The 20645-nt window shown below is 64.4% G+C and carries 23 protein-coding genes and 1 tRNA gene; 11 read left to right on the forward strand and 13 right to left on the reverse strand.

Going from position 1 to position 20645, the window contains the following annotated elements; genetic code table 11:
- The first annotated feature begins 81 nt into the window (after window positions 1–81).
- Window positions 82–414, forward strand: a complete 333-nt coding sequence (locus tag QAZ47_RS05210; protein ID WP_278232749.1) for a hypothetical protein — start codon at window positions 82–84, stop codon at window positions 412–414.
- Between the two features lie 124 nt (window positions 415–538).
- Here the strand turns inward: QAZ47_RS05210 and QAZ47_RS05215 are convergent, their stop codons facing one another.
- From QAZ47_RS05215 to QAZ47_RS05230, 4 genes are all read right to left on the reverse strand, one after another.
- Complete coding sequence (locus QAZ47_RS05215; RefSeq protein WP_278232750.1) at window positions 539–955, reverse strand: curlin repeat-containing protein; 417 nt, start codon at window positions 953–955, stop codon at window positions 539–541.
- Window positions 956–1138: 183 nt separating this feature from the next.
- Window positions 1139–1594, reverse strand: a complete 456-nt coding sequence (csgH, locus tag QAZ47_RS05220) for a curli-like amyloid fiber formation chaperone CsgH (protein WP_278232751.1) — start codon at window positions 1592–1594, stop codon at window positions 1139–1141.
- A 6-nt stretch (window positions 1595–1600) separates the two neighbouring features.
- Window positions 1601–2038, reverse strand: coding sequence for a curlin (locus QAZ47_RS05225; protein WP_278075958.1), 438 nt, complete (start codon window positions 2036–2038; stop codon window positions 1601–1603).
- 358 nt (window positions 2039–2396) lie between these two features.
- Window positions 2397–2472: transfer RNA gene (locus QAZ47_RS05230), tRNA-Ala, on the reverse strand.
- A gap of 141 nt (window positions 2473–2613) precedes the next feature.
- Here QAZ47_RS05230 and QAZ47_RS05235 point away from each other — a divergent pair.
- Window positions 2614–2904 carry a YggT family protein gene (locus tag QAZ47_RS05235; protein ID WP_040974546.1) on the forward strand — a complete coding sequence of 97 codons (291 nt, stop codon included), beginning with the start codon at window positions 2614–2616 and terminating at the stop codon, window positions 2902–2904.
- A 14-nt stretch (window positions 2905–2918) separates the two neighbouring features.
- Complete coding sequence (locus tag QAZ47_RS05240; RefSeq protein WP_278232752.1) at window positions 2919–3233, forward strand: DUF167 family protein; 315 nt, start codon at window positions 2919–2921, stop codon at window positions 3231–3233.
- A 581-nt stretch (window positions 3234–3814) separates the two neighbouring features.
- Here the strand turns inward: QAZ47_RS05240 and QAZ47_RS05245 are convergent.
- From QAZ47_RS05245 to QAZ47_RS05255, 3 genes are read right to left on the reverse strand one after another with little or no spacing between them, the layout of a single operon-like run.
- Window positions 3815–4696, reverse strand: coding sequence for a MurR/RpiR family transcriptional regulator (locus tag QAZ47_RS05245; RefSeq protein ID WP_278232753.1), 882 nt, complete (start codon window positions 4694–4696; stop codon window positions 3815–3817).
- A 10-nt stretch (window positions 4697–4706) separates the two neighbouring features.
- Window positions 4707–5774, reverse strand: coding sequence for a sn-glycerol-3-phosphate ABC transporter ATP-binding protein UgpC (gene ugpC, locus QAZ47_RS05250; protein WP_278232754.1), 1068 nt, complete (start codon window positions 5772–5774; stop codon window positions 4707–4709).
- A gap of 2 nt (window positions 5775–5776) precedes the next feature.
- Window positions 5777–6547, reverse strand: a complete 771-nt coding sequence (locus QAZ47_RS05255; protein ID WP_278232755.1) for an SDR family oxidoreductase — start codon at window positions 6545–6547, stop codon at window positions 5777–5779.
- Window positions 6548–6722: 175 nt separating this feature from the next.
- Between QAZ47_RS05255 and QAZ47_RS05260 the strand changes: the two genes are divergently transcribed.
- The 4 genes from QAZ47_RS05260 to QAZ47_RS05275 all read left to right on the forward strand — a co-directional run bounded on the left by QAZ47_RS05260 (window position 6723) and on the right by QAZ47_RS05275 (window position 11700).
- On the forward strand, window positions 6723–7952 hold the full coding sequence (locus tag QAZ47_RS05260) for a sugar ABC transporter substrate-binding protein (RefSeq protein ID WP_278205951.1): 1230 nt from the start codon (window positions 6723–6725) through the stop codon (window positions 7950–7952).
- A 459-nt stretch (window positions 7953–8411) separates the two neighbouring features.
- Entirely contained in the window at window positions 8412–9281 is an 870-nt protein-coding gene (locus tag QAZ47_RS05265; protein ID WP_278232756.1) for a sugar ABC transporter permease, read from the forward strand.
- Window positions 9278–10105 carry a carbohydrate ABC transporter permease gene (locus tag QAZ47_RS05270; RefSeq protein WP_278205953.1) on the forward strand — a complete coding sequence of 276 codons (828 nt, stop codon included), beginning with the start codon at window positions 9278–9280 and terminating at the stop codon, window positions 10103–10105. Before QAZ47_RS05265 ends, QAZ47_RS05270 begins: the two co-directional genes overlap by 4 nt.
- A gap of 80 nt (window positions 10106–10185) precedes the next feature.
- Window positions 10186–11700 carry a M81 family metallopeptidase gene (locus QAZ47_RS05275; RefSeq protein ID WP_278232757.1) on the forward strand — a complete coding sequence of 505 codons (1515 nt, stop codon included), beginning with the start codon at window positions 10186–10188 and terminating at the stop codon, window positions 11698–11700.
- Between the two features lie 116 nt (window positions 11701–11816).
- On the opposite strand, the gene QAZ47_RS05280 is transcribed toward QAZ47_RS05275, so the two are convergent.
- The 6 genes from QAZ47_RS05280 to QAZ47_RS05305 form a co-directional block, all read right to left on the reverse strand.
- Window positions 11817–13871, reverse strand: coding sequence for a M3 family metallopeptidase (locus tag QAZ47_RS05280; RefSeq protein WP_278232758.1), 2055 nt, complete (start codon window positions 13869–13871; stop codon window positions 11817–11819).
- A gap of 412 nt (window positions 13872–14283) precedes the next feature.
- On the reverse strand, window positions 14284–14700 hold the full coding sequence (locus QAZ47_RS05285) for a DUF4440 domain-containing protein (RefSeq protein WP_278232759.1): 417 nt from the start codon (window positions 14698–14700) through the stop codon (window positions 14284–14286).
- An 8-nt stretch (window positions 14701–14708) separates the two neighbouring features.
- Window positions 14709–15353 (reverse strand): carbonic anhydrase, encoded by a 645-nt coding sequence (locus QAZ47_RS05290; protein WP_278232760.1) that lies wholly within the window; start codon window positions 15351–15353, stop codon window positions 14709–14711.
- A 212-nt stretch (window positions 15354–15565) separates the two neighbouring features.
- Window positions 15566–16327, reverse strand: coding sequence for a DUF429 domain-containing protein (locus tag QAZ47_RS05295; protein ID WP_278232761.1), 762 nt, complete (start codon window positions 16325–16327; stop codon window positions 15566–15568).
- Window positions 16324–17208 carry a pyridoxal kinase PdxY gene (gene pdxY / locus QAZ47_RS05300; RefSeq protein ID WP_278205959.1) on the reverse strand — a complete coding sequence of 295 codons (885 nt, stop codon included), beginning with the start codon at window positions 17206–17208 and terminating at the stop codon, window positions 16324–16326. Before pdxY ends, QAZ47_RS05295 begins: the two co-directional genes overlap by 4 nt.
- A 12-nt stretch (window positions 17209–17220) precedes the next feature.
- A complete protein-coding gene (locus QAZ47_RS05305) occupies window positions 17221–17472 on the reverse strand; it encodes a hypothetical protein (RefSeq protein ID WP_278205960.1) in 252 nt (83 codons plus the stop codon).
- 153 nt (window positions 17473–17625) lie between these two features.
- Between QAZ47_RS05305 and QAZ47_RS05310 the strand changes: the two genes are divergently transcribed.
- The 4 genes from QAZ47_RS05310 to QAZ47_RS05325 all read left to right on the forward strand — a co-directional run bounded on the left by QAZ47_RS05310 (window position 17626) and on the right by QAZ47_RS05325 (window position 20591).
- Entirely contained in the window at window positions 17626–18270 is a 645-nt protein-coding gene (locus QAZ47_RS05310; RefSeq protein ID WP_278205961.1) for a LemA family protein, read from the forward strand.
- Window positions 18271–18451: 181 nt separating this feature from the next.
- Window positions 18452–19303: a YgcG family protein gene (locus QAZ47_RS05315; RefSeq protein WP_278232762.1), complete on the forward strand. Its 852-nt coding sequence runs from the start codon at window positions 18452–18454 to the stop codon at window positions 19301–19303.
- A 6-nt stretch (window positions 19304–19309) separates the two neighbouring features.
- Entirely contained in the window at window positions 19310–19948 is a 639-nt protein-coding gene (locus QAZ47_RS05320) for a TPM domain-containing protein (RefSeq protein ID WP_278232763.1), read from the forward strand.
- Window positions 19949–20084: 136 nt separating this feature from the next.
- Window positions 20085–20591, forward strand: a complete 507-nt coding sequence (locus tag QAZ47_RS05325) for a GNAT family N-acetyltransferase (RefSeq protein ID WP_278205964.1) — start codon at window positions 20085–20087, stop codon at window positions 20589–20591.
- The last annotated feature ends 54 nt before the right edge of the window (window positions 20592–20645 follow it).

Here is a 20645-nt window from a genome sequence, read left to right on the forward strand (position 1 = left end):
AATCAAAGTGATCACCGGCCGCCCCAAATCGTCCCGAATCCGCAGGTCTTTCGGCCCATTTCGAGACGAAGGAGAGGTCGAATGAAATTGTCCATTTTTGCCCTTGCCGGCGCCATGCTGGCACCGATGGCCGCGGTGCAGGCGGCGCCAATGATCGCGGTGCCTGACAGAGGCGGTCTGGTTCAAGAGGCGCATGTGACATGCGCCTACCTGACCGAGGACGGCTACTGCGTGCGGCCGCACAAGAAGCACAATTATTGGAAGCCGAAGCACCACTACCGGCAGATCTACCGCACCTATGAGCCGCAACCGGACGAGTATTACTGGCGCTATCAGCAGCCGCGGGCGGTCATCCGCGTCGTTCCCAACTATCCGCGACAGGATGAAGATGACTGGGACGATTGGGACAATTGAGGCTCTCTGAGGCCGAAAAGCTGTCCCGCGTTTTGCAGGACGCTCGCAGGCCTCGGGGGCTGTAACCGATCGGCGGATGCATGGCCGGACAGTCGTCCATGCGTCCGCAACCCGCGTTTCTCGCCTACCAGCCGAAGAGCAGGGCAGCGCCGCTCTGCCTGTCGCCGGCCTGCGCGACGTTGGCGTCGGTATTTCTGCCGAACTGGAAAATGCCGTAGGAATCGTCGTTGCCGTCCTGCCGCAGGACAGCGGAGTGTCCGCTGCCCTGCTGTCGAATTACGCCGAGGTTGCCGGCCCCGTCCTGACCGATGCCGGCAAGGTTGTTCCGCCCGAGCTGTCTGATATGGGCGCCGCTGCGCAGCCCGTTGTAGGCCGAATAGGCGCGCAGACCGAGATCCAGCACTCGCGCATCGCGGGCCGTCCGGGGCGCGTAGTAGAACCCGATCGAACCTCCCGCCTCTGCCGGAGCGGCAACCAGGGGCAGACCGATGACCGCGGCGAGCGCGGTGGCTTGGATGAGTTTTGCGATCTGGCGGTTCATGATGCCTCTCCTTGTGGCTTCGATCATTTTGATGAGCCACAGTCGCACAGCGAAGCTGAACCGTGACGGAAGGGGTCGTTCAGCAGCCGTTCAAGACTAGGGCGGTTCAACCTTACCGGTGGAAATGGCGAAGGGCTCCGGTCGCCCGGAGCCCTCCTTTCGATCCGCCAAGAGAGCCGGCGCTCAGATCGCGCCGGGAACCTGTTTGACGCAGCTGACGCTCGTGCCGCCCGCGGTCACTTTCAGCTTGACCTCGTAGGCGGCGTCACTCGCCCCGACGCTCATCCGGCCGAGCGATGCGGGACTGCCCGGACGCGCTTCGAAGGCGCCGCCCTGCCGGATATTGGCGGAGCCGGACGTGCCGCCGCCCGAGACGCTGACCGTATAGGTGCCGCTGATGTTCCTGTCGGCATAAGCCAGAGGTTCCAGGAGGATGGCGTCGCCTTCAATCGTATCGCGTATTTCGCATCGCAGCGCCCCGGAATTCGCGTCATCCCTGCCGGCCGTCGCGCCGGCTGCGCCGGCGGCGATCGCGGCCAGGAGCGTGGCCGATGCCACTGCCTTTCGCTTGTCCAATCTGGTCATGGATGATCTCCTCGCCATGTCAGGACGATGGCCGGCAATGGCATTGCCGGCCATCGTGGCTCAGGGGCAGTCCTGGACGAAGGCGGCGACGTTGCCGCTGCCGCCCTGGCTGACGTCGGCGTTGCACCCGTGGCCGACCTGGACGCCGGCGGCGATGTTGCCGTTGCCGTCCTGGGTCAGGATCGCGGTGTGGTTCGAGCCGAACTGGGCAATGCCCGCGGCGTTCCGGCTGCCGTACTGATAGGTCGCGCCGTAGTTGTTGACGCCCTGCTGCCCGATCACCGACCGGTTGCGATGACCATATTGCTGGCCGATGGCGGTATTGAAGCGGCCATCCTGGTAGACGTGTATGCGGTTGCGGTAGCCGTGCTGGGCGCCGCCGGCGGAATTGCGCCAGCCATATTGTTCGATGTTGACGTCGTTGGCCATTGCGGGCGCAACAGCGGTGAACCCGACGACGGCGGCAAAGGCTGCTGCGATGATCGATATACGGGTCATGGGACTTCTCTCCTTCGATGCGGCAGGGGACCGCGGGTTGAACGGCCTCTTTGTAGGAGGTTGGCCCGGAACGGAGGCTGAAAGCTCCGTTCAGCGAAAATTCATGACGGTTCGTTCGGACGCTTCAGAGTCCCCAGCAGCCTTCGCCATCCGATCCGGCGAGATCACAATTCAGGACTCAGGACGTTTCGCTGCCGAGGCGTTTGACCGAAAATCAGCGCTGGAGAGATGGCGCCGCCGGCGCACCGAACCTCATGCGGCGGAAACAAAAGTGGTTTCCGGGCCGATCTAAATTTCGGAGGTTGCTGGCTCTGGGGTTTGCGGTGCAGGGCCGGCACCGCGGCTCGCAGGATTCGGCTGGTGGAGCTGAGGGGGATCGAACCCCTGACCTCATCATTGCGAACGATGCGCTCTCCCAGCTGAGCTACAGCCCCGTTCCAGCGGATCGGCTTGTATCGGTCGCGGCGGTTTGATGTCAAGGCGAAACGGTTGCCTCGACGCGATGCGCCGTGGTTGGCGGGCCTTGCCGGTTCACCAAGCAATGGCTACATGTCGGCGACAATTTGGAGACCGGCATGATCGCCCTCATTCAAACCATCGTCGTGGCGCTCGACCTCTATTGGTGGGTCATCATCGCCTCGGCGATCTTTTCCTGGCTCTATGCCTTCAATGTCGTCAACTCGCGCAATCAGTTCGTCGACACCATCGCCAACATGCTCTACCGGCTGACCGAGCCGGCGCTCAGGCCAATTCGCCGCTTCATGCCCGATCTCGGCGGCATCGACATCTCGCCGATCATCCTTCTTCTGATCATCTTCTTCATCCGGCAGTTCCTGCTCACGACCGTGCTGTCGCTGGTCGTCTGAGGACCGGTCGGTCGATGAGCGCGCCGTTTCGCCCGCGCGGGGATGGCATCGACCTTCATGTGCGGCTGACGCCGAAGGCGGCGCTCGACCGGATCGAGGGCGTCGAGACGGCCGCGGACGGACGCAGCCATCTCAAGGCCCGCGTGCGCGCCGTGCCGGAGAACGGGGCCGCCAATGCGGCGTTGGAAAGGATGGTGGCCAAGGCGCTCGGCGTGCCGGGGTCGGCGGTTTCGGTGGTCGCGGGCGGCACGTCGCGGCTGAAGACGGTACGGATACTGGGCGATGCGGGCGCGCTGGCTAAGAATGTAGAGGCATTCGTCCGCCGTTGAAATAGATCGACGAAATTTCCAAAGTTGGTGCTGCCCCTCATTGCCCTGCCGGGCATTTCTCCCCGTATAGTGACGGGGAAAAAGATGGCTGTCGCCGACGATTTCGCCAATCATCAGCGTTGCAGAAAGTAGCGCCGATGTTGCAGCCAGCCTCCTTCTCCTCGTAAACGGGCTAGGGGATGCACACATTTCCAAGCGGCTGGTCTTTGGCGATAGAGTGCATGGCAGCTTGGCGCATGCATTGTCTAATGCAGCGCTGGTCGACCCCCACTCCGTCTCGGCTTCGCCGAGCCACCTCTCCCCCGATCGACGGGGTAGAGGAAAGGCGCCAGGCTTTTTGCCGTCAACGCTCGTCAGCAAGGCTCCCTTCCTTTCCCTCCGGAGGGGGGAAAGGTGGCGCTGCGAAGCAGCGACGGATTGGGGGAACCACGTGGCAATCAAGCCTCAGGTCGATCAGTCAATCACAGAAGATGTGTGCATAGCTTAGCGTAAACGGGGAGAAGGTGCCGGCAGGCGGATGAGGGGCAGCGCGGCAGTTGGAGATTGAGCAGCTTTTGCCTGCCGCAGACAAAAGTTAATGCTCAATCCCCCAGCGGCAGCTTCGGGTCGTCGACCTTCAGCGTGTTCACGCTCTGCTTGATGCGGCGCAGGTTCTCCAGCACCTTCGGCCCGCGCGATTCCGCTACCGTGGTGGCGATCATGTCGACTATGGCGAGCAGCGCGTAGCGCGACGAGGTCGGCTTGTAGATGTTGCCGTCCTCGAAAGGCTGCAGGAAGATCACCGTGTCGGCGACCTTGGCCAAGGCGGAGTCCGGCGCGGTGACGGCGACGGTGGCGGCGCCATATTGCTGGGCGACCTCGACCGCCTCGATCACCGAGCGCGCATAGCCCGAGACCGAGAAGGCGACCAGCGTCGTCTCCGGCGTCGCGACCGCCGCATACATGCGCTGCAGCTGGCCGTCGATCTGCGCGAGCGCCGACAGTCCCAGCCGGAACAGACGGTTCTGCATCTCCATCGCCATCATCGAGGAAATGCCGCCGGAGCCGATGCAAAGCACGTTGCCGGAGCCGGCGATGCGGGCGGCCACGGCCATCAGCGTCGTCATGTCGAGGTTCTCGCTGGCGCGCTGGATCGCGGCGATCGCCGCTTCGGTGATCGCGGAAGCGATGCGCTGCTCGCGCGCGTCGCGGCTCAGCGGCTCCGGCGACAGATACTGGCCGCCTATGGCGATCGCCTGCGCCAGATAGAATTTGAAGTCGCGCAGGCCTTCGCAGCCGAGATTGCGGCAGAAGCGGGTCACTGTCGGCTCGCTGACACTGACCCTCGCGGCAATCTCCGAGATCGCCGCCTTGGAGGCGAAATCGAGATCGGAAAGCACGAGACCGGCTAGCCGGCGGTCCGACTTTGTGCCGTCCTGTGACATCAATTGCAGACGGGTGATGATGTCGGCCGGCGTCTTCATGTCTTGATCATCACAGGGGCAGGCCCGTCGCCTTGTCGAAGAGGTGGATGTTGCGCGGGTCGACGCTCACCGGCAGCCTGTCGCCGGGCTTCACCTGCAGCCGGTCGCGGAACACGGCGCGCACCGTATCGTCGCCGACCGACCCATAGACATGGGTTTCCGAGCCGGTCGGCTCGACGACGTCGACGTCGATCGCGATGGCGTCTTCGGCGGCGCCGATGACGAAATGCTCGGGGCGGATGCCGGCTTCGACCGTGTCACTGCCGGATGCTGCCTTGCCGGCGAGCGCCAGCCGGCCGCCGCCTTTGGTCTCGAACCAGGACTTGCTGTCGGCGGTCTTCAGCGCGCCGGACACAAAGCTCATCGACGGCGAGCCGATGAAGCCGGCGACGAACTTGTTGGCCGGACGGTCATAGAGCTCGAGCGGCTGCCCGACCTGTTGGATGCGGCCGCGGTCCATCACCACGATGCGGTCGGCCATGGTCATGGCCTCGATCTGATCGTGGGTGACATAGACGATGGTCGATTTCAGCCGCTGATGCAGCGCCTTGATCTCGGTGCGCATCTGCACGCGCAGCTGCGCGTCGAGGTTGGAGAGCGGCTCGTCGAAGAGAAAGACCGAAGGCTCGCGCACGATGGCGCGGCCCATGGCGACGCGCTGGCGCTGGCCGCCCGACAACTGCCTCGGATAGCGGTCGAGATAGGAAAAGAGGTTCAGCACGCCTGAAGCCTTCTTGACCTTGTCGTCGATCGCCGCGCGGCTTTCACCCCGGATTTTAGGCCCGAAACCGATATTGTCCGCGGCCTTCAGATGCGGGAACAACGCGTAGGACTGGAACACCATGGCGATGTTGCGCTTCTGCGGCGGCAGGTCGTTGGCGCGCGTGCCGCCGATCACGAGATCACCGGAGGTAATCGTCTCCAGTCCGGCCAGCATGCGCAGCAGGGTGGATTTGCCGCAGCCGGACGGGCCGACCAGCACGACGAACTCGCCGCTCTTGATCTCCAGGTCGATGTCCTCGAGGATTTTGTGCTGGCCGAAGGATTTCGACAGGTTGCGAAACTGGACGTCGGTCATGGTCACGCTCCCAAAATGTCGTCGATGAAAGGCAGGTAGCCGGCCGTCAGCCCGGCGTCCACCGGCACCACCGCGCCAGTTATGCCGGATGCCCGGTCCGAGGCAAGGAAGGCGACGGCCTCCGCCACTTCCGACGCGTTGACGATGCGGCCGAGCGGATAGAGCCGCTTCAGCCGGCCGAGGATCTCGGGGTCCTTGGCCAGGCGATGGTCCCAGGCGGCCGTGCGGATCGAGCCCGGGCAGACGACATTGGCGCGAACGCCGCTGCGGCCAAGCTCGACGGCGATCGATTTGGCGTAGGCGTTGATGCCGGCCTTGGCGGCGGCATAGGCGGGGTTGCCGAAATGCGAAATCGCGTTGACCGAAGAGATGAAGACGACGCTGCCCGAACCGCGCCCGGCCATTGCCTTGATCAGCGGATCGGCGAAGGTCATCACGCCGGTGAGATTGAGGTCGAGCTCCTGCTCTATTTTCTCAGTCGTCAGCGTCCTCAGGGTTTCGGCGCGCGTCCAGCCGGCATTGTTGATCAGGATGTCCGGCACGCCGTCGCTGTCGAGCAGCGCCGGGATCGCCAGCTCGATCGAGGCGCGATCGAGCAGGTCGAAGACGTGGCGCGAGGCGATATGCGGGCTGGCGAGCGCTTCGGCCGACTGGTCGCAGCCGACGATGCGGGCGCCGCGTTCGGCCATCAGCGCCACGATCGCCGAGCCGAGGCCGCCGCCGGCGCCGGTGACGACAACGGTCTTGCCCTCGAAATCGGCCTTCGACACCACGATACGCGCTCCTCCGCCACGTCAAACAGCGCTGGAACGCTATCCAACGAAATGTAATTAAGCAACATGATAAACCGCTTGCATCGGCGAGAACGGCAGATAATGTAGGAAAGTCACATAAATCCTGAGCCCATCAGGGCCAGGCGCGAATGCGCATCAATGGGAGAAAAATCAGATGAGCCTTGCGAAATGGACTGTCGGCCTGTTGGCCGGAATGAGCATGCTGGCGTTTGCCGCGCCGGCCGATGCGGGCGAGGTGCGCGTCACCGTCGCCGAATACAGCGCCAAGACCGGTCCTTATTTCGAAGCGGTGAAGAAGGAATTCGAGGCGGCCAATCCGGGCATCACCATCAAGTATGAAGTGGTGCCGTGGGATGTGCTTCTGCAAAAACTCACAACCGATATCACCGCCGGCACCAATGCCGATCTGTCGATCATCGGCACGCGCTGGCTGATCGACTTCGTGCAGCAGGATGTGGCCGAGCCGCTCGACGGCTACATCAAGCCCGAGTTCAAGGACCGCTTCATCGACACCTTCCTGCAGCCCTCGATCATGAACGGCCACACCTACGGCCTGCCGATCGCCGCCTCGGCGCGCGCCATGTATTACAACAAGGAGCTGTTCGAGAAGGCCGGCATCGCCAAGCCGCCGGCGACCTGGACCGAGCTGCAGGAGGACGCCCGCAAGATCAAGGGCGTCGGCGCCTTCGGTTTCGGCCTGCAGGGCAAGGAGATCGAGACCGACGTCTATTACTATTACGCGATGTGGTCGCAAGGCACCGAGATACTGAACAAGGACGGCACGTCCGGTTTGAGCACGCCGGGCGCGCTCGAGGCCGCCAAGCTCTACAAGTCGATGATCGACGAGGGCCTGACCGAGCCGGGCGTGACCTCCAACAACCGCGAGGACGTGCAGAACCTGTTCAAGCAGGGCAAGGTCGGCATGATGATCACCGCGCCCTTCCTGTCCAACCAGATCAAGGAAGAAGCGCCGAGCCTGAAATATGGCGTCGCCGCCATTCCCGCCGGTCCGACGGGCGCGCGCGGCACCTATGGCGTCACCGACTCCATCATCATGTTCAAGAACTCCAAGAACAAGGACGAAGCCTGGAAGCTGCTCGACTTCCTGTTCACCAAGGAGCAGCGCGCCAAGTTCACGCAGGGTGAAGGCTTCCTGCCGGTGAACAAGGAAGAGGCGAAGATGGACTATTACGTCAACAACGCCGATCTCGCCGCCTTCACCGCGCTGCTGCCCGACGCGCGCTTCGCGCCGGTCATTCCGGGCTGGGAGGAGATCGCGCAGATCACCTCGGACGCCATGCAGAAGATCTATCTCGGCAGCGCCGAGCCGGAGGCTGCCCTGAAGGAAGCGGCGGCCAAGGCCAATGGCGTGCTGAAGAAATAGGGCGTATCTCCCTGCGCCCGTGGCGCGCCCCACCCCGTCGGGGCGCGCCACACTTTTAGAAGAAGCCGCGTGCAAATGGTGAAGACCCAGGGCATCGCTTCGGGCAAGGACAAATCGTCGATGTCGGCGCTGCCCCTCATTGCCCTGTCGGGCATTTCTCCCCGTATAGTGACGGGGAGAAAGAGGCTGGCCGCAACGCTGGCGCATTTCCTGCCACGTTGGCGATTGGCGAAATCGCCGGTGACAGCGCCCCTCTCCCCGTCACTACACGGGGAGAGGGTGCCGGCAGGCAGGTGAGGGGCAGCGCCAACGCCGGCGAGGAATGCAAATCCTGAAGCAATCGCCTGGGAAGAACGAGAGCCAAGCGGGCATGCCAGCGAAATTCAAATGGGGGGACGTGCCTTGAGCACCAATGCCGCTGCCACTGCAGTCTACCCCCAAAGCAGTACAAACCAGCCGATGCAAAGCCGTATCCTGCCCTATCTGCTGACGCTGCCCAGCCTTTTGCTGGCGGCGGTGGTGATCTTCTGGCCGGTCTGGGATCTGGTGCAGATCTCGACGCATGACGTGAATCGCTTTGGCCAGCTGCGCGACTTCAGCGGCCTGGCCAATTTCTGGGCGCTCGCCGCCGATCCCGACTTTGTCGCAGCACTCTGGCGCACAGGCTTATGGACCGTGCTGGTGGTCGGCGGCGCGCTGCTTCTGTCGATCCCGGTGGCAATCATCCTCAACAGCGATTTCTATGGCCGCGGGCTGGCGCGCGTCATCATCATGCTGCCCTGGGCGGTGTCGCTCACCATGACGGCCGTGGTCTGGCGCTGGGCGCTCAACGGCGAAAGCGGCATGCTGAATTCGGCGCTGATGAAGCTCGGCCTGATCAGCCAGAACATCCAGTGGCTGGCGAGCGCCGAGACGGCTTTCCCGATGCAGGTGCTGATCGGCATCCTGGTGACGGTGCCGTTCACCACCACGATCTTCCTCGGCGGCCTGTCGTCCATCCCCGACGATCTCTATGAGGCGGCGGCGCTCGAAGGCGCAACACTCTTTCAGCAGTTTCGCGAGATCACCTTTCCGCTGCTAAAGCCGTTCATCAACATCGCGATCGTGCTCAACACGATCTACGTGTTCAACTCCTTCCCGATCATCTGGGTAATGACGCAGGGCGGGCCGGCGAACTCGACCGACATATTGGTCACGCATCTCTACAAGCTCGCCTTCCGCATCGGCAAACTGGGCGAGGCCTCGGCGGTGTCGCTGGTGATGTTCGTGATCCTGCTCATCTTCACCATGATCTATGTACGCCTCGCCATGCGGGAGCAGCGCGCATGAGGAACGGCAAGCTGAGACGCACGATCATCGCCTGGCTGCTGCTTGCGCCCCTGATCGTGGTGACGATCTTTCCCTTCGCGGTGATGTTCCTCACCGCGATCAAGCCGCGGCCGGAGGTGCTCTCGCCGACCTGGTGGCCGAGCGAGTTCCGCTGGTCGAATTTTGCCGACATGTGGGTGGCGACCGGTTTCGGCCAGGCGCTCGTCAACTCGCTTTACGTCTCGGCGCTGGCGACGATCGGCGCCATACTGATCTCGGTGCCGGCGGCCTACGCCATGTCGCGTTTCCGCTTTGCCGGCTACGGCGCCTTCCGCCAGTTCCTGCTGATCTCGCAGATGATCTCGCCGATCGTGCTGGTGCTCGGCCTGTTCCGGCTGATGGCCGCCTGGGGGCTGGTCGAAAGCACGACGGCGCTCGGCTTCATCTACATGGCCTTCAACGTCGCCTTCACGGTGTGGATGCTGCAGAGCTATTTCGACACCATCCCGCGCGATCTCGAGGAGGCGGCCTGGATGGAGGGCGCCGGGCGATGGCTGACGCTGCGAAAAGTGTTCCTGCCGCTCTGCCTGCCGGCGATCGCGGTGACGGCGATCTTCACCTTCATCAATGCCTGGAACGAGTTCGTCGTGGCGCTCACCATGCTTCGCAGCCAGGAAAGCTACACGCTGCCGATCCAGGTTTTCTCGCTGGTGGCCGGCCGCTACACGATCGAATGGCACCATGTCATGGCGGCCACGCTGCTCGCGACCTTGCCGGTGGCGATCCTGTTCATCTGGCTGCAGCGCTACCTCGTCCGGGGCCTCGCGCTCGGAGCGGTCAAATAGCAATCCCAGCAATTCCAGGAAAAGCGTGCAGCGGTTTCCGCCCGGAATTGCGACAAACGAAGAGTCCTTACGGAGTTTTGATGCGTATCTTCACCGCCTCGCTGGCGACGGAAACCAACACCTTCTCGCCGGTGCCGACCGACCGGGCCTCGTTCGAAATGGCCTTCTATGCCGGTCCCGGCAAGCATCCGGAGACGCCGACGCTCTGCTCCTCGCCGATCGTGGCGCTGCGCAAGCGCGCGGCCAAGGAGGGGCTGACCGTCATCGAAGGCACCGCCACCTGGGCGGAGCCGGGTGGCCTGGTGCAGCGGCAGACCTATGAGGCGCTGCGCGACGAAATCCTCGGTCAGCTCAAATCCGCCCTGCCGGTCGATGCGGTGATCCTCGGCCTGCATGGCGCCATGGTCGCGCAAGGCTATGACGACTGCGAAGGCGATCTGCTGGAGCGCGTGCGCGCCATCGTCGGGCCGAAGATGGTGATCGCCTCGGAATTCGATCCGCACAGCCATCTGACGCCGAAGCGCGTCGCGGCTTGCGATGTCATGGCCTATTTCCTCGAATTCCCGCACACCGATTTCTACGAACGCGGCGAGCACGTCGTCGAGCTCGGCCTGGCGGCGGCGCGCGGCGAGATCAAGCCGGTGATCTCCACCTTCGACTGCCGCATGATCCAGGTGCTGCCGACGAGCCGCGAGCCGATGCGCTCCTTCGTCGACAAAATAAAGGCTCTGCACGGCAAGGACGGCGTGCTGTCGGTTTCGGTGGTCCACGGTTTCATGGCCGCCGACGTACCGGAGATGGGCACGCGCATCCTGGTCATCACCGATAACGACAAGGCAAAGGGCGATCGGCTCGCCGAGACGCTGGGGCGCGAGCTCTATGCGCTGCGCGAGAAGACGGCGATGACGATGCTTTCCGCGTCCGCCGGCATCGAGCGGGCGCTGGCCGTGCGCGCGGAGCGCCAGGACAAGCCGGCGGTGATCGCCGACATCTGGGACAATCCGGGCGGCGGCGTGCCGGGCGACGGCACCATCGTGCTGCGCGAGCTGTTGGCGCGCGGCGTCGGCAAGGTCGGCGTCGCGACCATCTGGGACCCGATCGCGGTGACGTTCTGCCAGGCAGCGGGCGAGGGCGCCGTCATCGACCTGCGCTTCGGCGGCAAGGCCGGCTCCCAGGCCGGCGAGCCGATCGACGCGCGCGTCACGGTGCTGAAAGCGGTCAGCGAAGGCTGGCAGAGTTTCGGGCCGAGCCGGGTGACTTTAGGGCCGGCGGCCGTGGTACGCATCGAAGGCACCGAGGTCGACGTCATCCTCAACACCAACCGTACCCAGACCTTCGAGCCGGACATTTTTTCCAACATCGGCATCGATCCGATGTCGAAGGAGATCCTGCTGATCAAGTCGACCAACCATTTCTACGCAGGCTTCGCGCCGATCGCCGCCGAGGTCATCTATGTCGCGGCGCCGAGTTCTTACCCGAGCAATCCGGCGGTGACGGACTATAAGAAGCTGAAGCGACCGATATGGCCGAGGGTGGCTGATCCGTGGAGCGCCTCCCCTTCTCCCCTTGTGGGAGAAGGTGGATCGGCGCGATAGCGCCGAGACGGATGAGGGGTGTTCCAGCGGAGCGAGACGTCGGCATTCCCTGGAGCACCCCTCATCCGTCGCCTTCGGCGACACCTTCTCCCACAAGGGGAGAAGGCGAGGTCGCGCTACACCAATCCCCTCTTCACCATCATCGCCTCCGGTGACGGCATCTTGCCGCGGAAGGCGGTGTAGAGCTCTTCCGGATCCTTGGAGCCGCCGGCAGCGTAGATGTTCTTCTTCAGCCGTTCGGCCAGCTCCGGATTGAAGGGATCGCCTGTTTCCTCGAAAGCCGAGAAGGCGTCGGCATCGAGCACCTCCGACCACATGTAGGAATAGTAGCCGGCTGAGTATCCGTCGCCGGCGAAGACATGGCCGAAATGCGGAGTGCGGTGGCGCATCGCGATGGTGTCGGGCATATGCAGCTTCTCGAGCGTTTCGGCTTCGAAACGAAGCGGCTCGCCCGGCGCGTCCGGCCGCGCGTGGTAGGCCATGTCGATCAGCGCCGAAGCGGTGAACTCGACGGTGGCGAAGCCGGCGCCGAAGGTGCGGGCGGCGAGCATCTTGTCGAGCAGGTCCTTCGGCATCGGCTTGCCGGTCTTGACGTGCAGCGCGTGCTTTTCCAGCACCGCCGGCACCGTCAGCCAGTGCTCATAGAGCTGCGAAGGCAATTCGACGAAGTCGCGGCTGACGGATGTGCCCGAGACCGACGGCCAGGTGACGTCGGTCAGCATGCCATGCAGCGCATGGCCGAATTCGTGGAACAGCGTCTTGGCCTCATCGACCGACAGGAGTGCGGCCTCGCCGGTCGGCGGCTTGGCGAAATTCATGATGTTGTAGATGACGGGCTTGGCGCCCGACCCAAGCTTGTAGCCGGACTTCAGCGCGCTCATCCAGGCGCCGGAGCGTTTTGACGGCCGTGCGAAATAGTCGGCGAGGAAGAGGCCGCGCTCGCTGCCGTCGGCATTCTTGACCACGAAAACGCGTGCATCGGGATGCCAGGCGGCGATGCCCTTCTTTTCCTCGAAGCTGATGCCGAACAGCTTTGTGGCGACGTCGAAGCAGGCGTCGATGACACGATCGAGCTGCAGGTACGGCTTCAGCTCCGCCTCGTCGAAGGCAAATTTCTCGGCGCGCAGTTTTTCCTGGTAGAAGCGCCAATCCCAGGCGGCGAATTTCTCGTTGCTGCCGGCTTCGGCCGCCAGGCGCTCCAGCTCCTTGCGGTCGCTTGCTGCCTTTTCCAGCGCCTTTTCCCAAACGGGATCGAGCAGATCGTGCACGGCCTTCGGAGTCTTCGCCATGGTGTCGTCGAGCTTCAGCGCGGCGTAGGATTCATAGCCAAGCAGCTTCGCCTTCTCGGCGCGCAGCTTCAGCATGTCGCGCACCACATCCGAGTTGTCGCTGGCGCCGCCGTTCTGGCCGCGCATGATGAAGGCGCGGTAGGCTGCCTCGCGCAGGTCGCGACGCTCGGAGAAGGTCGAGAACGGCTCGTAGATCGAGCGCGACAGCGTCACCGCATAGCGGCCCTTCTGCCCACGCATCTCGGCCGCCTCGGCCATGGCGCTCTTCAGGAAATCAGGCAGGCCGGCAAGGTCGGACTCATCGAGGAACAGCGCCCAGTCACGCTCGTCGGCAAGCACGTTCTGGCCGAATTTGGTGCCGAGCGAGGAAAGCTCCTCATTGATGGCGGCGAGCCGCTGCTTGCCATCGGCGTCGAGCTTGGCGCCCGACCGGACAAAGCCTTTCCAGGTCTTTTCCAGCACGCGCAGCGTCTCGGGGTCGAGCCCCAGACTATCGCGGCGCTGGTAGAGGTCGTCGATGCGGGCGAACAATTTTTCGTTCATCGAGATCGCCGAGAAATGCCGCGACATCTTTGGCGAGATGTCGCGCTCCATCGCCTGGATGGTGTCGTTGGTGTGGGCGCCGGCGCGGCACCAGAAGATCGACGAGACATGGTCGAGCGGCTCGCCGGCGAGCTCGAGCGCTGCCAGCGTGTTTTCGACGGTCGGCGTCTCGCTGTTGCCGGCGATGGCGTCGATCTGCGCCTGATGCGCCTGCAGCGCCGCGCCGAAGACCGGGCCGAAATCGTTGTCGCCGATGCGGGAGAAATCCGGCAGGCCGAGCGGGCCTTGCCAAAAGGTCAGCGGATGGGCGGCGAGGTCGACGGTCTTTGCAGATGACATGAGCGATTCCGGTGGGCTGGGATGGAGGCGGGATGCCCAGGATGTAGGGCGATGCCGCGCATCGCGCAACTCGGGTAGCCCCGGGATTCGCCTAAGGACATTCAAGGGGTAAGGCGATTCACCGTTTCACGGAAACGGCGAAACGTGCTGGTTCATCGCAAACGCTGGAGATCGGCTGAAGCCTCTCAACCTCGTCATCCACGGGCGAAGCGGACGCGGAGACCCGAGGATCCATTCCGTGACTTTAGCCGAGGAATGCAGCGCCAGCAGAATTCTGCACCGTGGCAACGCCTCGACGTCACGGCATGGGATCCTATGGTCTGCGCGCGTCGCTTCGCTCCTTGCTCCGCCATAGGATGACGATCGCGATGAGCGTTTCGGCCAATCGCCAAGGCATCTGCCAACGCAAACACTAGTAAGCGCTGCAGTCCTGCGCGACCGCCGTTTGGGTGCTGGCGGTGATGCGGCCGCCGACGACGGTGAAGGTTTCGCGCATCAGCGTGTCGTTCTCGGGGAAGTCGTAGCAGGCAAGCACCGTCGTCTCACCGTTCTCGCTCTTCTCGATGCGGTGGCGGATCGCGGCGCCCGCGACCGCGTCCTGCCATTGGTCGATCGAGTCGATGAATTCCTGCTTGTCCTGGACGACGCCAAGGTCCTCGAGCGTCATGCGCGCGTCGTCGGCAAGCAGGGCCGACAATTCGGTGCGGTCGGCCGCCAGCAGCGCCGAATACCAGCGATCGATGATCGCGCTGTCGTCGGCACGAGCAGCAAGGAACGAGAACAGCAGCGCGACGGCGGCAAGGACGGCGTGGCGAAAATGACGATGCATCCTCCGCCTCATTCCATTTCCAGCCGTTCGAAATCGCCGGTCTGCCTGTTCATCACCCAGAGCTCGCCGGTCGAGATGTCGAACCAGGCGCCGTGCAGGGTGAGCCTGCCCTTGCCCTCGAGGATCGAGACGCAGGGAAAGGTCCTGAGATTGGCGATGGAATAGCGGATCGAGATGCGCTCCAGCGCCGTCTGCCGCTCCGTCGCGGTCATCAGCGTGCTTGCGGCCACGGTTTCGGCGGCCGGCGCGATCAGGCTCATCCATTTGCCGATGAAATCGCCGGCCGAGAGCGGCGCGGAGCTGGTGTCGAGCGCGGCGCGGATGCCGCCGCAGCGGCCATGCCCCATCACCACGATGTTCTTCACCTTCAGGCTCTGCACGGCGAATTCGAGCGCGGCCGAGGTCGAATGGTACTCGCCGTCCGGCTCATAGGGCGGCACCAGATTGCCGACATTGCGCAGCACGAAGAGCTCGCCAGGCCCGGCATCGAAGATCGCTTCCGGCGCCGAGCGCGAATCGCAGCAGGCGACGATCATCGTCTCGGGCGCCTGGCCGTCGCGGGCCAGCGAGCGATAGCGCCCGCTTTCGGCGGGATAGCGGCCGCTCATGAAGTTGCGGTAGCCGGTCAGCAGATGCTCGGGGAGGTGAGGCATGGGCGGCTAGAGCCTTTCCGGGGGTTGGAGGCGGCAGCGCGTTGCGATCGAAAAAGGCTCTATCTCTCTGTTTTGACGCAATTCCGGACGGAAAACGGTTACACACTTTTCCTGGAATTGCTCTAACGGCAAAAGCCGGTCGCGAGCAATGCCGAATTGCGGATGGCAGCGTCGCAATCGCATGCCGCCAAAAGCCGCGCGGCCGATTTTGTTCAAGCCCAGATGGCGACGGGTATCCCGAAGCGGTCGGTCAGCGGCGGGTCGGGGGAAGGCCGCGCCTCGCCGCCGGCGATCCGTCCGGCGATCAGCATCATGGCCGCCGCGTCGAGGAAGTCGTCGCTGGCGGCGCCTCGCGGCGGCGCCTGGTCGAGGAAGCTCTTTTCGTAGCCATGCCGGCAAAGCAGCGCCTTGCGCTCCTCCATGCCGGCCGGATTGACGGCGCCCTTTATCTTCTTGGGCAGCGTCATCGCCGCACCGCCGTTCAGCCGGCAGAAAGCCACTTCGGGATGCGATTCGAAGATGCGGCCGCGCAAATCCGGCCGCGCGATCAGCAAGGCATCGATCTCGCGGATTTTGGCAAAGATGCCAAAGGCCTGGATGGAGACGCCGCGCGGCGGATCGGAGGTCGCCATCGCCACCTCGCTCGCCCGCCGGTGCGCGGCATACCAGGCCTCGACGGTGGTGAAGTCGGCAGTGTCGGCATAGAGCGCCGCGCGCGAGGGGATGGCAAAGACGCTCGACTGCCGGGCACCCAGCAGCGGCCGTACCAGCGCTTCCGGTCCGCGACCGCCGCGGCTGGAAAAGTCCGGCAGGCCGATCGGCATGTCGACGGCGATCGTGGCGTCGGGCAAGGCGTCGAGCAGCAGCTGGAACGTCGGGAATACCGAGACCGATGGCGAAGCACCTTGCTCGCGATGGACGGCGATCCAGCCGGCCTTGCAGCCGTCGACCCCGGCCAGAGCGCCTGGCGTCATGCCCGCTTGTCCCGCCCGGGATGGAGGAGATGGCGAAGCTGCACCATGGCCATCGGATGCGACAGGCTCTGCGCGTCGGTCTCGAGTTGAAGCTCGTCGCCGCCGCGTTTGGCCGTGCGCGCCAGGATCTCGTAGACGGCGGCCGTGGTCGACTGCAGCGCCTTGACCGGCGGCTGGCCGGAAAGGATGCGGGCGAGATAGACGGCGGCCGTCAGGTCGCCCAGACCGTTCGGCGGCTTCTCGATCACGCGGTGCTCGGCAAGCAGGGCCTGGCTGCCGTCGAGCAGGAAATTGCCGGTGCCGCCCGCCATCATCGAGGGTGCCGAGGTGACCAGCATGGTGGAAGGGCCGGCGTGAAGGGCAGCCGCCATCACCGACTTGATGTCGGGCAGCGGCGCGCCGGCCATCCATTCGAGCTCATAGCGATTGGGCGTGGCGATGTCGGCGATCGGCATCAGTTTGTCACGCAGCGCCACGGCCGTGGGCTCCGGCACGTAAAGCCCGCCGGAATCGCCCATGACAGGATCGCAGACATAAAGGGCGCCGGGGGTTTTGGCCTTGATGGCGGCGACCAGCGAGGCGACGGCCTCGGCCTGGCCGGCCTCGCCGAGATAGCCTGACAGCACCGCTCTCACCTCGCCCAGCCATGGCGCGCGCTCGAGATCGGCCATCAGCGCCTTGAACTGGTCGAGCGGCGGCACGATGCGCGTGGCGCGGCTGTGGCCAGGGTGCCAGGGCAGGATGACGGTCGGCACCGCCCAGACCGGAAAGCCCAGCGTCTCCAATGCAAAGACCGCGGCGCGGTTGCCGACCGAGCCGCGGGCGACATGGCTGGAGATGACGATGACCGCGCGCGGCGCGTCGGTTTTTTCAGCATTCATGGAGTTTGATTCCTAGCCACCCCGCGTGGCGACATACACCAGCCAGGCCAGCAGCCCAATGGCGATGATGAGGCCGAGCGTTCGGCCAATGCGGGTGCCCCAAACTTCGATCGGATCGGAACGGTCGGCGTCCGCCGCGGTCACGTGGTCGCGCGCGCCCTTCGCGGTGCGGGCGACGAACGAGGCGCCGCCCGGCGTCGTCTCGCGCGCAACGCGCTCGAGGATGCGGCGCGATTCGTTCTCATCGTCCCGGCGCTCGGCCATGGCAAATGTCCTTTCCGGCCCGAAGCTTAGCCTGTTCGGGCTCGTATTCACAGGGGGCCGCGGCCGAACCAGGCGACAGCATGACCCAAGTCATTTTCTTGCGCGCAGATTGTGGTAATGCTTCGCATGCAACTTTGATCGAGGGGACCAATCATGTTCGCCGAGCGCCTTTCCCTGCCCTCCGCTTTCCGCAATTTGCCGGCCTTGCTGATGATGGCTTTCGTGCTGCCGCTGCTTGCCGGCTGCGGCTACAACACCATCCCGACGGCCGAGGAAAACGCCAAGGCGGCCTGGAGCGAGGTGCTGAACCAGTACCAGCGCCGCGCCGACCTGATCCCGAACCTGGTCGAGACGGTGAAGGGCTATGCCTCGCATGAGAAGGAAACGCTCGACGCGGTCGTGGAGGCGCGCGCCAAGGCAACGCAGATTACGGTGACGCCGGACACGCTGAAGGATCCCGAAACCCTCAAGAAGTTCCAGGATGCGCAAGCCGGGCTGACCGGCGCGCTGTCGCGGCTGATCGCGGTGTCGGAGAACTATCCCGACCTCAAGGCCAACCAGAATTTCCTGGCGCTGCAGGCGCAGCTCGAAGGCACCGAGAACCGCATCGCGGTCGCCCGCCGCGACTATATCCAGGCGGTCAGGGACTACAATCTGACGCTGAGGACCTTCCCCTCGGTGCTGTGGGCGACCTTCTGGTTCCGCGGCAACGAGCCTTTCGCGAACTTCACCGTCGAGGAAGACAAGATGCAGGTGCCGAAGGTGGATTTCGGCACGAGCACGAAGCAGGGCGGGTGAGCGCCACGACGGTCTTCGAAACACAAAACCCGCGAGAAGACGGACCGCTGGCGTGTTGATACCCCCCTCTGTCCTGCCGGACATCTCCCCCTCAAGGGGGGAGATTGGCGGTTGGTTCGCCGGCGCCTCCTTTGCAACGTCGAAAATTGGCGAAAGCCGAAAAGACATCCAATCTCCCCCCTTGAGGGGGAGATGTCCGGCAGGACAGAGGGGGGCGCGAAGGAACGCCATCCTCAACTTCCTTGGCCTTCTTCTCTGCCTTCTCCTCCTCCCCCTCGCCGCACTCGCCGCCGAGCTCCCGCCACTCACCGGGCGCGTGGTCGACAATGCCGGAATCATCGATGCCGGCACACGCGCGGCGCTGACGCAAAAGCTCGCCGATTTCGAGAAGAAGGGTTCCGATCAGATCGTCGTCGCCACGATCCCCAGCCTCGGCGGCGAGGAGATCGAGCCTTACGCCAACCGGCTGTTCCGCTTCTGGAAGCTCGGCCAGGCCAAGGAGAACAACGGCGTCCTGCTGCTGGTGGCGCCGAACGACCGCAAGATGCGCATCGAGGTCGGCTATGGGCTCGAAGGCACGCTGACCGACCTGCACACCAAGCTGATCATCGAAAACGACATGGTGCCGGCCTTCCGCGCCGGCGATTTCTCCGGCGGTATCACCAAGGCCGTCGACGACATGATCATGGTGCTCGAGGGCAATCCGGAGGAGCTGGAAGCGCGCGGCAAGCGCAACGAGCAGGCGCCGTTCAACTCCGACGACCTGTTCTTCGCCGTCTTCATCACCATCTGGGTGCTGATCTTCTTCGGCAGCATCGCGCTGACGGTGCTGCCGCCGATCTTCGGCCAGAAGATCGGCCCGGGCCGCTATCGCTGGCTCGGCATGACCTTCGAGCCGGGACGACGATCGTCCTCCGGCGGCGGCGGTTGGTCGTCGGGCGGCGGAGGCTGGTCCTCCGGTGGGGGCGGTGGCGGCGGGTTTTCCGGCGGCGGTGGCTCGTCGGGCGGTGGCGGTTCGTCGGGAAGCTGGTGAGGGACCATGGCAACGCGACCGATCGACCCGCAGGACCATGACCGCATCGCCAATGCGATCCGCGTCGCCGAGGCAAAGACCGACGGTGAAATCTACTGCGTCGTCGCCCATGCCAGCGACGGCTATTTCTTCGCGGCCGCTTTCCTGGCGACGATCGGCATGCTCGTCGCCAGCCTTGCGGTCGCTTACGGGCTGGAGGCGTGGTGGCTGACCATGCGGCTGCCGCATTTCGTTTTCGCCCAGCTGCTGGCGCTGGCGTCCGTGCTTGCCCTGTTGTGGCTTTGGCCAGGCCTGCGTATCCATTTCGTGCCAAGACGGCTGCGCTACCGGGCGGCGCATGCCAATGCGCTGAGGCAGTTTCTCGCCCGCAACGTCCACCGCACCCAGGCGCGGACGGGGGTGCTGATCTTCGTCTCCATCGCCGAGCGCTACGCCGAGGTGGTCGCCGACAGCGGCATCAATGCAAAGGTCGGCCAGCATGTCTGGGACGGTGTGGTGCGGGACCTGACGCGGCACGCCGGCGACGATCGTCTCGCGGACGGGTTCGTCAAGGCGATCGAATCAGTCGGCGCGGTGCTCGCCGAGCATTTCCCGGTTACCGAAGGCGACGTCAACGAGCTCGACGACCACCTCGTCGAGATCTGAGGGCCGGCCTGCAAACGCACTCTGCCTGACGCGATTCCGCGCTTCCGATGCCGGCAAGTTCGCCTGTGCGAAAAGCGCGGGCGCGACAGAGCGGACTCTTTGCAATCGACCGAAGCGGGTCTATGGTTAACAAATCATGAACACGCTGACGATCGACATCCGGAAAGCCGACCCTCGCGACGCCATCGCCATCGCTGAGGTGCATCAGGAGGCATGGCGCGGCGCCTATTGCGGCATCATCCCGCACCGGACGCTGACGGCCATGATCAACCGCCGCGGCCCCGACTGGTGGGCGAACGCGATTCGCCGCGCGGCCACCGTGCTGGTGGTCGAGATCGGCGGCACGATCGCCGGCTATGCGACGATCGGCAAGAACCGCGCCAAGGAACTGAGGCAGCAGGGCGAGATCTACGAGCTCTACCTGCGCCCGGAATATCAGGGCATCGGGCTCGGCAGCCGGCTGTTCAAGGCGGCGCGCACGCGCCTTGCCGACCACGGCCTCAGGGGCCTGGTGGTGTGGGCGCTGGAAGACAATTACAACGCTTTAGCCTTCTATGCCGGCAATGGCGGCCGCGATATCGCCGAAGGCGTGGAAGTCTTCGAGCAGAAGGCGCTGAAGAAGGTCGCGTTCGTCTGGGAATGACGGGCACCGCCTGAAGCGCCGAGCCCGAAACGGATTCAGGCGACGCGCCCCACG

It is taken from the genome of Mesorhizobium sp. WSM4904, from assembly GCF_029674545.1.
GTDB lineage: Bacteria > Pseudomonadota > Alphaproteobacteria > Rhizobiales > Rhizobiaceae > Mesorhizobium.

What these genes read in the sequence shown, in the direction of transcription:
- QAZ47_RS05210 (WP_278232749.1), top strand. Translation starts at nt 82, where the DNA reads ATGAAATTGTCCATTTTTGCCCTTGCCGGCGCCATGCTGGCACCGATG.
- QAZ47_RS05215 (WP_278232750.1), bottom strand. Translation starts at nt 955, where the DNA reads ATGAACCGCCAGATCGCAAAACTCATCCAAGCCACCGCGCTCGCCGCG.
- csgH (WP_278232751.1), bottom strand. Translation starts at nt 1,594, where the DNA reads ATGGCCGGCAATGCCATTGCCGGCCATCGTCCTGACATGGCGAGGAGA.
- QAZ47_RS05225 (WP_278075958.1), bottom strand. Translation starts at nt 2,038, where the DNA reads ATGACCCGTATATCGATCATCGCAGCAGCCTTTGCCGCCGTCGTCGGG.
- QAZ47_RS05235 (WP_040974546.1), top strand. Translation starts at nt 2,614, where the DNA reads ATGATCGCCCTCATTCAAACCATCGTCGTGGCGCTCGACCTCTATTGG.
- QAZ47_RS05240 (WP_278232752.1), top strand. Translation starts at nt 2,919, where the DNA reads ATGAGCGCGCCGTTTCGCCCGCGCGGGGATGGCATCGACCTTCATGTG.
- QAZ47_RS05245 (WP_278232753.1), bottom strand. Translation starts at nt 4,696, where the DNA reads ATGAAGACGCCGGCCGACATCATCACCCGTCTGCAATTGATGTCACAG.
- ugpC (WP_278232754.1), bottom strand. Translation starts at nt 5,774, where the DNA reads ATGACCGACGTCCAGTTTCGCAACCTGTCGAAATCCTTCGGCCAGCAC.
- QAZ47_RS05260 (WP_278205951.1), top strand. Translation starts at nt 6,723, where the DNA reads ATGAGCCTTGCGAAATGGACTGTCGGCCTGTTGGCCGGAATGAGCATG.
- QAZ47_RS05265 (WP_278232756.1), top strand. Translation starts at nt 8,412, where the DNA reads ATGCAAAGCCGTATCCTGCCCTATCTGCTGACGCTGCCCAGCCTTTTG.
- QAZ47_RS05270 (WP_278205953.1), top strand. Translation starts at nt 9,278, where the DNA reads ATGAGGAACGGCAAGCTGAGACGCACGATCATCGCCTGGCTGCTGCTT.
- QAZ47_RS05275 (WP_278232757.1), top strand. Translation starts at nt 10,186, where the DNA reads ATGCGTATCTTCACCGCCTCGCTGGCGACGGAAACCAACACCTTCTCG.
- QAZ47_RS05280 (WP_278232758.1), bottom strand. Translation starts at nt 13,871, where the DNA reads ATGTCATCTGCAAAGACCGTCGACCTCGCCGCCCATCCGCTGACCTTT.
- QAZ47_RS05285 (WP_278232759.1), bottom strand. Translation starts at nt 14,700, where the DNA reads ATGCATCGTCATTTTCGCCACGCCGTCCTTGCCGCCGTCGCGCTGCTG.
- QAZ47_RS05290 (WP_278232760.1), bottom strand. Translation starts at nt 15,353, where the DNA reads ATGCCTCACCTCCCCGAGCATCTGCTGACCGGCTACCGCAACTTCATG.
- QAZ47_RS05295 (WP_278232761.1), bottom strand. Translation starts at nt 16,327, where the DNA reads ATGACGCCAGGCGCTCTGGCCGGGGTCGACGGCTGCAAGGCCGGCTGG.
- pdxY (WP_278205959.1), bottom strand. Translation starts at nt 17,208, where the DNA reads ATGAATGCTGAAAAAACCGACGCGCCGCGCGCGGTCATCGTCATCTCC.
- QAZ47_RS05305 (WP_278205960.1), bottom strand. Translation starts at nt 17,472, where the DNA reads ATGGCCGAGCGCCGGGACGATGAGAACGAATCGCGCCGCATCCTCGAG.
- QAZ47_RS05310 (WP_278205961.1), top strand. Translation starts at nt 17,626, where the DNA reads ATGTTCGCCGAGCGCCTTTCCCTGCCCTCCGCTTTCCGCAATTTGCCG.
- QAZ47_RS05320 (WP_278232763.1), top strand. Translation starts at nt 19,310, where the DNA reads ATGGCAACGCGACCGATCGACCCGCAGGACCATGACCGCATCGCCAAT.
- QAZ47_RS05325 (WP_278205964.1), top strand. Translation starts at nt 20,085, where the DNA reads ATGAACACGCTGACGATCGACATCCGGAAAGCCGACCCTCGCGACGCC.